This window comes from Bradyrhizobium sp. SZCCHNS3016 (genome assembly GCF_032484535.1).
Taxonomy (GTDB): Bacteria; Pseudomonadota; Alphaproteobacteria; order Rhizobiales; family Xanthobacteraceae; genus Bradyrhizobium.
Genome location: NZ_JAUETE010000001.1, coordinates 385,571 through 396,984 on the forward strand (window position 1 = coordinate 385,571; position 11,414 = coordinate 396,984).

Consider the following 11,414-nt stretch of genomic DNA (forward strand, 5'->3'; position numbering starts at 1 on the left):
GAAGCCGATCGGGCGTAGGCGGAAGCAATCCAGACTGTTGGTGCGGCCCCTGGATCGCGTCGCTTCGCTCGCGATGACGCCGGCTGCTGCGGTCGCGCGCCTTAAAGACCATGTGCGCGCAAAAACTAAATTTGTCAGTCCCATCAAACTGATTTGCCCTGTCCAGTCCCTCGCGCAAAAATTTTGATCTTCCATTTTTCCGAATTTCATGGTTGTCTACCGCCATCCCGCCTCGATCGAAGAGGGACGTTTCGCGGTCGTCACGAGCGTTGGAGGCGGGGAGCGGTGGCCTGTCGGCGCGCAGCGCGCTGAAATCGCGAGCGGACGAACGCGACCGGCAGGACGATGAAGTCGTATGGTCCTGGCGCCCCGATGCTGGCGCCAAGTTGGCGACGATGCCCAGCGCATCGCGCTGATGACGGTGGCTACAAGCCCGGACACCGGGGAGACTACGTATAAGTCGTAAGCCCATCGCGCAGGGAGGGCCGGGTGATCTCGGCTGAACCTGTGGTACCTGCCGCCTGCATTTTTTTGAGCAGGCGCGCCACGGGCGCGGCCAGCGCCCGGCCTTCCCTGCACCCTCCGATCGATTCGAGGGTGATCCGGACGCCAAGCTCGGACGTCATCCGTCGCGAGAAGGAAAGCGCATGCCCGATGCTGGTGAGAACAGAGCCGCAGATGCCGCCATCCGCGGCCCGTCCTCAGTTCTTGACGCCATAGTGGGCGAGGAACATGCCTACGGCGCTGGCGATGACCTTGTGAACGCGGTCGGGCGAGGGGGCCGGCTCGGCCTGGAAGATGAAGGGCAGGAACAGCGTGGCCTGGCACATCTGCTGGAATTGCGAGGCCGCCAGATGGCAGTCGTCGATGGCGAGCTCGCCGGCGTCGACACGGGCCTGCAGATAGGCGGCGAGCCGGCTGATCGTGCCGTTGAGCACGCACTCGTAGTAGCGGCGGCCGACGTCCGGCATGCGCTCGGCGATCGCCATTACGGTACGGATCGCCGATCCGCCGCCCGGCCGGCAGACCACCGCGATCCAGGCCTTGCCGAACTCGCTGAGCACGGTCGCGGCATCGCGATCCGGGTCGAAGCTGAAATTCGAGGCGCCCCGATGCACGCTCTCCTCTGCGACGATCGCCTCGAACAGGCGGAATTTGTCGGCGAAGTAGACGTACAGCGTGCCCTTGGAGACGCCGGCGACGCGCGCGATCTCGCCCATGCTGGCGCCGTCGAAGCCCATGTCCATGAACACCTTGCGGGCGCCCTCGAGGATTTGCCGACGCTTCGAGGAATCGTCGTCCGTCGTCGCCTGGGTGGTGTTTTGGTACGGCTCAATCATTGGTTTAGGCTGTTCCCGAAGATTTGGCCGGTGCCAACGTCACAAAAGCATCTGCGCGGATATGTTGCGGTAGCGAAGATATAGATTGACCGAACGGTTCGGTCAATGGTAGATGTGGATTGACCGAACGGTTCGGTCGGGATTTTCGATTTTCGGGGCCTGAGCGGCCCCGCTGTCATGGGTGGGAGTCTCTGATGGCCGCTGCGAGAGATCAGGCTGTGCGGGCGCGCCGTCCGGACGCTGAGGAAACGCTGGAACAGACGAGGTCTGAGCCGGTCCGGCCGCAGGCCAGCGACGCGGCACAGCGCAAGCCGGTTGATGCCAAGCCGGCTGACCCGAAGGCCGACGTCAGCACCGAGGCGCCGCTTGAACGGCCGGCGCCGGCCGGCGCTCCCACGGGCGCGAAGCCGCAACCCGAGTCCGCCGCCGCGCCGAAATCCGGCAAGCGCAAGCGCGTGCTGGCCAGCATCGGCGTGCTGTTCGCGCTCGCCGCCGCCGGTTATGCCACGCACTATTATCTGGTCGGCCGCTTTATGGTTTCGACCGACGATTCCTATGTCCGCGCCAACAACACCATGCTGGGCGCGCGCGTCTCCGGGCACATCCAGGAGATCGTGCCGCGGGACAATTCGGTGGTCCGCAAGGGCGACGTGATCTTCCGCATCGATGACGGCGACTACAAGATCGCAGTCGACGCCGCGCGCAGCAAGATCGCCACCCAGGAGGCGACCATCGCGCGCATCGGCCGCCAAGTCGCCGCGCAGCAGAGCGCCGTCGAGCAGGCGCAGGCCAATCTCACCTCATCCGAAGCCGCGATGAAGCGCGCCGGGCTCGACTATGAGCGCCAGCAGGCGCTGAGCAGCAAGGGTTTTGCCTCGCATGCGACCTTCGAGCAGTCGGAAGCCACGCGCGATCAGGGCATGGCCGGGGTGCGCGCCGCGCGCGCCGCGTTCGACGCCGCGCGCGACAATGTCGAGGTGACGAAGGCGCAGCAGGTCGAGGCCCAGGCGCAGCTCGCCGAGCTCAAGACCTCGCTCGCCAAGGCCGAGCGCGATCTCGAATTCGCCACCGTGCGCGCACCGGTCGACGGCACCTTCTCCAACCGCCTCGTCAACACCGGCGATTTCGTCGCGGTCGGCCAGCGGCTCGGCAATGTCGTGCCGCTCGACGACGTGTTCATCGACGCCAACTTCAAGGAAACCCAGCTCAGGCGTATCCGTCCGGGCCAGCCGGTGACCATCAAGGTCGATGCTTACGGCGCGCGCGGCTTCAAGGGCGTGGTCGACAGCATCTCGCCGGCCGCGGGTTCGGTGTTCACCCTGCTGCCACCGGACAACGCGACCGGCAACTTCACCAAGATCGTGCAGCGCCTGCCGGTGCGCATCCGCGTGCCAAAGGACGTGGCGCGGCAGAACCTGCTGCGCGCCGGCATGTCGGTCTACGTCACCGTGGACACCACCGACGGCGCCAAGGATGCCGACAGTGACGGAGATCTCGACGCGCCGGCGACGGTGCAGGGGAAGTAGCAAGTTGATCTAACCGGCGCGATTGCATTCGCTGTCGCGTCATCGGAAGTCAGCTCCCTCCCCCCTTGCGGGGGAGGGTTGGGGTGGGGGGTCTCCGGGCGAGACCGCCGTTGGGGACCCCCACCCCCCGACCCCTCCCCGCAAAGGGGGAGGGGAGCGCACCTGTGACGCGGCGCGGTCATCGACTCCAGCGGACTAGTTAGACCATGGCCACCGCCACCACAGCCAATCCCACCATGAGCGCGCCGGCCGATCGCATCGCGCCGCGGCGGCTGATCGCGTTCCTGATCATGGTGTTCGGCATGTTCATGTCGATCCTGGACATTCAGATCGTGTCGGCGTCGCTCAGCGAGATCCAGGCCGGACTGTCGGCGAGCTCCAGCGAAGTGTCCTGGGTGCAGACCGCCTATCTGATTGCCGAGGTGATCGCGATTCCCTTGTCCGGCTTTCTGTCGCGCGCGCTCGGCACGCGGCTGTTGTTCGCGATCTCGGCCGCGGGATTCACCATCTCCAGCTTCCTGTGCGGCTTCGCGTCCTCGATCGAGCAGATGATTGTATGGCGCGCGCTCCAGGGCTTTCTCGGCGCCGGCATGATCCCGACCGTGTTCGCCTCGGCCTACACGGTGTTCCCGCGCTCCAAGTTCAACGTCGTCGGCCCGATCATCGGGCTCGTCGCCACCCTTGCGCCGACGGTCGGCCCGACGGTCGGCGGCTACATCACCGACGCGATGTCCTGGCATTGGCTGTTCTTCGTCAACATCCCGCCGGGCATCCTCATCACGGTCGGCGTGCTCGCCTTGGTCGATTTCGACGAGCCGCATTTCGAGCTGCTCGACCGCTTCGACTGGTGGGGCCTGCTGTTCATGGCCGGATTCCTCGGCTCACTCGAATACGTGCTGGAGGAAGGGCCGCAATATGAGTGGCTGCAGGACACGTCGGTGGCGATCTTCGCCGCGGTCTGCGCCGTCTCGGCGGTGTGCTTCTTCTGGCGCGTGCTGACGGTCGACGAGCCGATCGTCGACCTCTATGCGTTCGGCGACCGCAACTTCACGGTCGGCTGCCTGCTGCAGTTCTGCATCGGCATCGGCCTCTACGGCCTGACCTACATCTATCCGCGCTATCTCGCCGAGGTGCGGGGCTACAGCGCGCTGATGATCGGCGAGACGATGTTCGTGTCGGGCGTGACCATGTTCCTGATGGCGCCCGTGGTCGGCCGGTTGCTGGTGAAGATCGACATGCGCCTGATCATCGCCTTCGGCCTCGTCATCTTCGCCATCGGCTCCTACCAGATGACCGGGATCACCCGCGACTACGATTTCTGGGAGCTGTTCGTGCCGCAGGTGCTGCGTGGCGTCGGCATGATGTGCGCGATGGTGCCGACCAACAACATCGCGCTCGGCACTCTGGCGCCGGACCGCGTCAAGAACGCTTCGGGCCTGTTCAACCTGATGCGCAATCTCGGCGGCGCGGTCGGACTCGCCGTGATCAACCAGGTGCTGAACGATCGCACTGATCTGCACATCTCGCGCCTGCATGAGCGGGTGACCTGGGGCAATGCGACCGCGGTCGAGACCCTCAACATGCTGCAGCAGAAGCTGCAGGGCATGGGCGACTCGGCGCTGATGGCGATGAAGCAGCTCTCGCAGATCGTGCACCGACAGGCCGTGGTGATGGGCTATGGCGATGCCTTCTTCATGCTGACCTGCTTCTACATCGCGCTCAGCTTCATGGTGATGCTGCTCAAGAAGCCGAGCTCGCCGATGGCGGGCGGCGGCGACGCACATTGACGTGAGCGGCTCCTGCGCGTGCCGCGGGTTGCCAAATCATACCGTCGATGGTATGGAGCAGGAATTGTCGCTCGAACCGGGGAGATTTGCATGACCTCATCGCATCTGCAGATCGCATGCACCCGCTCGATGCCTGTCTTGGTGTTCGGCCGCTCGCTTTGAGCACCATCGCTTAACTTCCCAACGCCTGATTACTTATCCGCAGACCGCGCCTGCCGCGTCCGTCTGCCTCATTTGGAGCCGGCCTGGCGCGACGAGCGCGGCCGGATGATGCCATGACCGTCGACGTCTCCGGCCTGAAGGCCGACAAGCGTCCCGCCGCCATCCGCGTCGTGATGCCGTTCGTGTTCCGCCACTGGCTGAAGCAGCCGCGCATGACCCTCGGCATTGCGTGCGCGCTGCTGGGCGCCACCGCTGCCGACCTGTTCATGCCGCTGTTCTCCGGCCGGCTGGTCGATGCGCTCACTCTGGGCCCAGGCAATGCCGATGCACGGCACAGCGCGCTGGTGGCGTTCGCCGCCATCGTAGGCCTCGGCTTCGCCTCGATCGTGCTGCGATTGTCGGGCCTGCAGCTGATCGTGCCGTTCACGCTCCGCATCATGTCCGATGTCGCGCGCGACGCCTTCGTGCGCGTGCAGCGCTTCTCGACCGACTGGCACGCCAACAGCTTCGCCGGCTCGACCGTGCGCAAGATCACCCGGGGCATGTGGGCGCTCGACCTCTACAACGACACCATCCTGCTGGCGCTGCTGCCCTCGCTCTCGGTGCTGCTGGGCTCGATGGTGCTGCTCGGCCTGCACTGGGGTGCGCTGGGCGGCGTGATCGCCGTCGGCGCGGTGCTGTATGTCGCGATGACCGTCGCGTTCTCGACCCGCTACATCGCCCCTGCCGCACGGATCTCCAACGCTTGGGACACCAAGGTCGGCGGCACGCTGGCCGACGCGTTGAGTTGCAACGCGGTGGTGAAGTCGTTCGGCGCCGAGGCGCGCGAGGACGGCCGGTTGATGCGCGTCGTCAGCCGCTGGTCCCGGCGGGTCAATCGCACCTGGCTGCGCTACAACACCACGGCTGCGGTGCAGCTCGGCGTGCTCTTGTGCCTGCGCTCGTCGGTGATCGGCGGCGCCGTGCTGCTATGGATGGCGGACAAGGCCTCGCCGGGCGACGTCACTTATGTGCTCACCAGCTATTACGTGATCCATGCCTATCTGCGCGACGTCGGCATGCACATCAACAATCTGCAGCGGGCGGTCAACGACATGGACGAGCTGGTGGCGATCCATGGCGAGCCGATCGGCATCGTCGATGCGGCGGACGCGAAGCCGATCGCGGTGACCGGCGGGCACATCGTGTTCGATGCGGTGACGTTCCACTATGGCGGCCATCGCAACTCCCTCTACGACAGGCTGTCGGTGGACATCCGGTCGGGCGAGCGGATCGGCCTTGTCGGGCGCTCGGGCTCCGGCAAGACGACCTTCGTCAAGCTGGTGCAGCGGCTCTACGACGTCAGCGGCGGGCGGATCCTGATCGACGGCCAGGACATCGCCCACGCCAAGCAGGACTCGCTGCGCAGCCAGATCGCGATCGTGCAGCAGGAGCCGATCCTGTTCCACCGCTCGCTCGCCGAGAACATCGCCTATGGCCGGCCCGGCGCCAGCCAGGCCGAGATCGAGCAGGCGGCGCGGCTCGCCAACGCGCATGAGTTCATCACGCGGCTGGCCAAGGGCTACGGCACGCTGGTGGGCGAGCGCGGCGTCAAGCTGTCGGGCGGCGAGCGGCAGCGGGTGGCGCTGGCGCGGGCGTTCCTGGCGGACGCGCGCGTGCTGATCCTGGACGAGGCGACCTCGAGCCTCGATTCGGAATCGGAGGCGCTGATCCAGGAGGCGATGGAGCGGCTGATGAAGGGCAGGACCGCGATCGTGATCGCGCATCGGCTGGCGACCGTGCGAAGCCTCGACCGCATCCTGGTGTTCGACCGCGGCCGCATCGTCGAGCAGGGCAACCACGCCGCGCTGGTCGGCAGACCCGGCGGGCTCTACCGCAGCCTGTTCGAGCGCCAGGCCACCGAGTTCGGCCAGCTCTCGGCGGCCGGATGATCAAAATGGTGAGGGGCCCGGCGCTGTCGGCGCCGAGCCCCTCATGAACATATCAGCCGGCCTGTAAGCCGGGTTCTGTAGGGCACCGTCAAGCTTGCGCATGACGATACGTGACGGCCATTCCTCTGGGATCGCGCTTGCGCGTGACCTCGGGCAACCTACCCGGACGGCGAGCCTGACATCGCTCCCGCGGACGTCATCGCTTTGGCATCATCTGCCTTGGCGATTGTCTCCGCGTGGCCGTCCCTATTCGGTTTTGCTCCCGGTGGGGTTTACCATGCCGGTTCCGTTGCCGGCCCCGCGGTGCGCTCTTACCGCACCTTTTCACCCTTACTGCCTCCCTCGCGGGAGGAAGCGGTTCGTTCTCTGTGGCACTATCCCTGGGGTCGCCCCCGCCGGACGTTATCCGGCACCGCATGTCGATGGAGCCCGGACTTTCCTCCCCGGCGGCCTTTCGGCACCTGCCGGAGCGGCCGTCCGGCCGACTGATGCAGCTTGAATGGGGCTTCTCGACCAGCACGTCAAGCCATCGCCATGCCGGCGGAAAATATTATCCTTCGCGTGTCGTTCCGCGTCGACGCCGTTCGACTGGATGTCGGCGATCCAGCCGAAGAGAGGAGCAAGTCCGATGCAGTATCTGTTGATGATCTACCTGAACGAGGCCGAATACGCGAAGATCGAGAAGGAGGCCGAAGGCAAGATGCTGGCGGAGTACCAGACGTTCACACAATCGATCATCTCGAGCGGAAATTACAAGGGTGGCGACCGGCTGCAGCCGACCACGACGTCGACGACCGTGCGGGTGCGCGACGGGAAGATCCTCACCACCGACGGTCCGTTCGCCGAGACCCGCGAGCAGCTCGGCGGCTACTACATGATCGAGGCCAAGAATCTCGACGAAGCGATCGGGATTGCCGCGCGGATTCCCGGCGCCCGTCTCGGCTCGATCGAGGTGCGGCCGGTCTGGCAATACAATCATTGAGACCGGTGCTGCTCGCTGCCGAGAAGGTCACCGATGACGCTTGATGCGATCGACAAGGTGTTCCGTGATGAGGCCGGCCGCGCACTCGCGACCTTGATCCGGCTCGTCGGTGACTTCGATCTGGCTGAGGACGTGCTGCAGGATGCGTTTGCTGCGGCGCTGCTCAAATGGCGGGGGTCCGACGCCCCCGCCAACCCGCGGGCGTGGCTGGTCAACGTCGCCCGCAACAAGGCGATCGACCGGATCCGGCGGCGGAGCAATTTTCGCGACAAGGAGGCGGAGATCGTTCATGCGATCGAGCGTGACGCCGCCAACGACGACGCCGACGCGCCGGCCGATCTCGACGATGACATGCTGCGGCTGATCTTCACCTGCTGCCATCCGTCGTTCGCGACGGAGGTTCAGGTGGCGCTGACGCTGCGCACGGTCTGCGGCCTCACCACCGCCGAGGTCGCCCGCGCCTTTGTCGCCGGTGAGGAGGCGATGGCGCAGCGCCTCGTGCGCGCCAAGCAGAAGATCCGCCTCGCCGGCATTCCCTATGAGGTGCCGGGACGCGACGCGCTCGAGGAGCGACTGCGCGGCGTCCTGACCGTGATCTATCTGGTGTTCACGGAGGGCTATCTCGCGACCTCAGGCACCGAGCTGATTCGAGAGGATCTCGCGCGTGAGGCGATCCGGCTGGGTCGCCTGCTGCTTGGCTTGATGCCGGAGGCGCGCGACATCAACGGCCTGCTCGCGTTGATGCTGCTGCACGATGCGCGGCGCGCCGGCCGTACCAATGCGGCGGGCGACATCGTCCTGCTGGAGGAGCAGGACCGCACGCTGTGGAATCGCGAGCAGATCGCCGAAGGGCTGGGGCTGGTCGAACAGGCCCTGGGCATGAAGGGGCTGCCGCAGCCCTATACGGTCCAGGCGGCGATTGCCGCGCTTCATGCTCAGGCCTCCAGCTACGCTGAAACGGATTGGCGGCAGATTGTGGGGCTCTACGAGGTTCTGCTGCGGATCGCGCCATCGCCCGTGATCGAGCTCAATCATGCAGCCGCCGTATCGATGGTCGATGGCCCGGCGCGGGCACTGGCGCTGGTCGATGCGCTGGCCGCGCGCGGCGGATTGAAGCAGTACGATCTTCTACCGGCGGTGCGGGCGGACCTCCTGCGGCGGCTCGGTCGGCGCGACGAGGCACGCGCTGCCTACCGCGAGGCGAGCGGGGCCACGCAGCTAGCGCCGCTCAGGCGTCTCTATGCTCGCCGGCTGGGGGAGCTCGATGTGGAGGCCTGACGTGTCAGACGCGCGGCGCCTGATCCTCGGCAGGCAGGCTCGTCAGCAGCGCATGCAACGTCCACAAGGTCGAGCGGTCGGCGATGCCGTCGATCTTTTCGGGGCGGAAGTGCCGTTGGAACGCGGTGACGACATCCATGGTGATGCCGTCGAATTTGCCCGTGATCGGCACGCCATAGCCGTATTTGGCGAGCGCCTTCTGCAAGCCCTTGACGTCATCGCCGATGCTGCCGAGCTTCAGCGTCTCGCCCTTGGTGATCGCCGCCGGCTGCACCCAGTGGCCCACGCCCGAATTCGCCAGCGAATGCCACGGGAATTTCTCGCCGGGATCCTTCTTGCGCGCGGGCGCCACGTCGGAATGCCCGAGCACGCGATGCGCCGGCACATTGCGGCGAAGCATGATTCCTCGGCACAGCGCGATGACCGCCGCGATTTGCCGCGGTGGGAAATCCGGATAGCCCCAATCGTGGCCGCGATTGACGATCTCGACACCGATCGAGCAGGAATTGATGTCCTCGTCGCCGCCCCAGGACGAGAGACCCGCGTGCCAAGCGCGGAAGGCCTCCGGTACGCACTGGACGATGCGTCCGTCCTCGAGCACGACGTAATGGGCGGACACCTCGCTGCCGGCGGTGCAAAGCTTGGTGATCGCCCCTTCGACATCCGGCATTCCGGTGTAATGAAGAATGATCATGTCCGGCTGGCGCCCACCCTTGCGCTCGCCGAAATTGGCCGACGGGATCACGTCGGAGGCGATCGACGAGTCCGGCGTGAAGACCGGCAGGTCGGAAACGCCCTTGGGGATCGGCAGCGCACGGGGACGCTTCGATTCCGGCTTGTCGGATGGATTTGGCATGAACGACTCGAAGCGGACGGCGGCGGCGATGGCTCAAACCGAATATGGGCAGGCACTACTCTTTTACATGTCCCAGCCGCAATCGAAATCGCATGCGAGCCCTCGCTATTGAGCGGACCGTTGTATGGCGATTGCCAGTCCGCCGAACGGCGCGACGGCGTGCAGGACGAACGGTCTACCGGGCCGCTCCGCCTCGCGGTCCAAGTGCCCAACATCCGCCACAGACCGTCAACTGTTTGTTAACGCTAAACGCCGTTACTGAGTGGTGAAGAGCCAAGCCGGCTTTCGGGACGGCAAGCCGCCACGATGCAAGGTCCTGCACGGCAGATCACGATCGAAAGCGGTTCCGGGGCGCTCCGGCGCCGGGCGATCGCTGTCGGATCGAGGGTCTCGACGAGGCCGGATCGTGCCGCTGATGTGGGGACGGCTCGACGGATGACCGACCGTCCCGGGAGATGGCTTGGCGAATTGACGGGCGCGAGGATCGAAGGCGCGATGGGCTCGCTGCCGAACAAAGTCAGTCTGAAGCAACGGCGCGCTTGCGGAGCGGCCGCGTGAGCACGGCTGACCAGCGACACGTCCCGGTGCTCGGCCCCGAAGCGGTCGAGATGCTGGCGCCGCGCGCCGGCGGAACCTATGTCGATGCGACCTTTGGCGCGGGTGGCTATACACGCCTGATCCTGGCGACGGCGGGAACACGTGTGATCGGGATCGATCGCGACAGCACCGCAATCGCCGGCGGCGCGAGTCTCCTCGCCGAAGCGGGCGGTCGTCTGACACTGGTCGAGAACCGTTTCTCGGCATTGGCCGACATCTGTGCATCGCAAGACCTCACATATGTCGACGGCGTCGTGATGGACGTCGGCGTATCCTCGATGCAGCTCGACTCCGCCGCGCGCGGCTTCTCGTTCAGGTTCGACGGCCCGCTCGACATGCGGATGGGCGGCACGGGGCCGACGGCTGCCGATGTCGTTGCGCACGCTGCCGAGCGCGATCTGGCCGACGTCATCTACATCTTTGGCGAGGAGCGGCACTCCCGCGCCGTGGCGCGGGCCATCGTCGCCGCGCGCAAGGAGCAGCCGATCACGATGACGCGGCAGCTCGCCGACATCGTCGCGCGCGTGGTGAGATCGAAGCCTGGCGACATCCATCCGGCGACGCGCACGTTCCAGGCGTTGCGCATTCTCGTCAACGAGGAGCTGGACGAGCTCGAACAGGCGCTGGCGGCTGCGGAGCGCGTGCTGGCGCCGGGCGGCCGCCTCGCGGTCGTCTCGTTCCATTCGCTCGAGGACCGCATCGTCAAGACGTTCCTGGCCGAGCGCAGCAGGACTGGCGGCGGCTCCCGCCATCGGCCCGAGGTGGCCCAGGAGGTACCGAGCTTCCAACTGCTCAACCGCAAGCCGGTGGTGGCCGCGGAGGCCGAGACCGAAGCCAATCCCCGGGCACGGTCCGCCAAGCTGCGCGGCGCCGAACGCACGGCCGCGCCGGCGCACGCCTCGGCATCATCATCCCCCTGGCCGCGTCTGGCCGACGTCCTGCGAGGAGGGTGACC

8 protein-coding genes and 1 other RNA gene are annotated in these 11,414 nt (G+C 66.2%); 6 read left to right on the top strand and 3 right to left on the bottom strand.

Annotation, left to right across the window (positions count from 1 at the left end; translation table 11 throughout):
• Window positions 1–701 precede the first annotated feature (701 nt).
• Window positions 702–1,340 carry a TetR/AcrR family transcriptional regulator gene (locus QW881_RS01820; RefSeq protein ID WP_315755063.1) on the bottom strand — a complete coding sequence of 213 codons (639 nt, stop codon included), beginning with the start codon at window positions 1,338–1,340 and terminating at the stop codon, window positions 702–704.
• A 194-nt stretch (window positions 1,341–1,534) separates the two neighbouring features.
• On the opposite strand from QW881_RS01820, the gene QW881_RS01825 reads away from it, so the two are divergent.
• The 3 genes from QW881_RS01825 (at window position 1,535) to QW881_RS01835 (ending at window position 6,746) form a co-directional block, all read left to right on the top strand.
• A complete protein-coding gene (locus tag QW881_RS01825) occupies window positions 1,535–2,866 on the top strand; it encodes an HlyD family efflux transporter periplasmic adaptor subunit (RefSeq protein WP_315755065.1) in 1,332 nt (443 codons plus the stop codon).
• A gap of 206 nt (window positions 2,867–3,072) precedes the next feature.
• Entirely contained in the window at window positions 3,073–4,653 is a 1,581-nt protein-coding gene (locus tag QW881_RS01830) for a DHA2 family efflux MFS transporter permease subunit (protein ID WP_315755066.1), read from the top strand.
• 275 nt (window positions 4,654–4,928) lie between these two features.
• Entirely contained in the window at window positions 4,929–6,746 is a 1,818-nt protein-coding gene (locus QW881_RS01835) for an ABC transporter ATP-binding protein (RefSeq protein ID WP_315755068.1), read from the top strand.
• Between the two features lie 48 nt (window positions 6,747–6,794).
• On the opposite strand, the gene rnpB is transcribed toward QW881_RS01835, so the two are convergent.
• Window positions 6,795–7,235, bottom strand: an RNA gene (gene rnpB / locus QW881_RS01840) — RNase P RNA component class A.
• 139 nt (window positions 7,236–7,374) lie between these two features.
• Here rnpB and QW881_RS01845 point away from each other — a divergent pair.
• Both QW881_RS01845 and QW881_RS01850 read left to right on the top strand, forming a co-directional pair.
• The gene (locus tag QW881_RS01845; RefSeq protein ID WP_315755069.1) at window positions 7,375–7,728 is read left to right on the top strand and encodes a YciI family protein; all 354 of its coding nucleotides are present in this window, start codon (window positions 7,375–7,377) and stop codon (window positions 7,726–7,728) included.
• A 33-nt stretch (window positions 7,729–7,761) separates the two neighbouring features.
• Window positions 7,762–9,006, top strand: coding sequence for an RNA polymerase sigma factor (locus tag QW881_RS01850; protein WP_315755070.1), 1,245 nt, complete (start codon window positions 7,762–7,764; stop codon window positions 9,004–9,006).
• A 4-nt stretch (window positions 9,007–9,010) separates the two neighbouring features.
• Here the strand turns inward: QW881_RS01850 and QW881_RS01855 are convergent, their stop codons facing one another.
• The gene (locus tag QW881_RS01855; protein ID WP_315736768.1) at window positions 9,011–9,862 is read right to left on the bottom strand and encodes an N-acetylmuramoyl-L-alanine amidase; all 852 of its coding nucleotides are present in this window, start codon (window positions 9,860–9,862) and stop codon (window positions 9,011–9,013) included.
• Between the two features lie 554 nt (window positions 9,863–10,416).
• Here QW881_RS01855 and rsmH point away from each other — a divergent pair.
• Entirely contained in the window at window positions 10,417–11,412 is a 996-nt protein-coding gene (gene rsmH, locus QW881_RS01860; RefSeq protein ID WP_315755071.1) for a 16S rRNA (cytosine(1402)-N(4))-methyltransferase RsmH, read from the top strand.
• Window positions 11,413–11,414 lie beyond the last annotated feature (2 nt).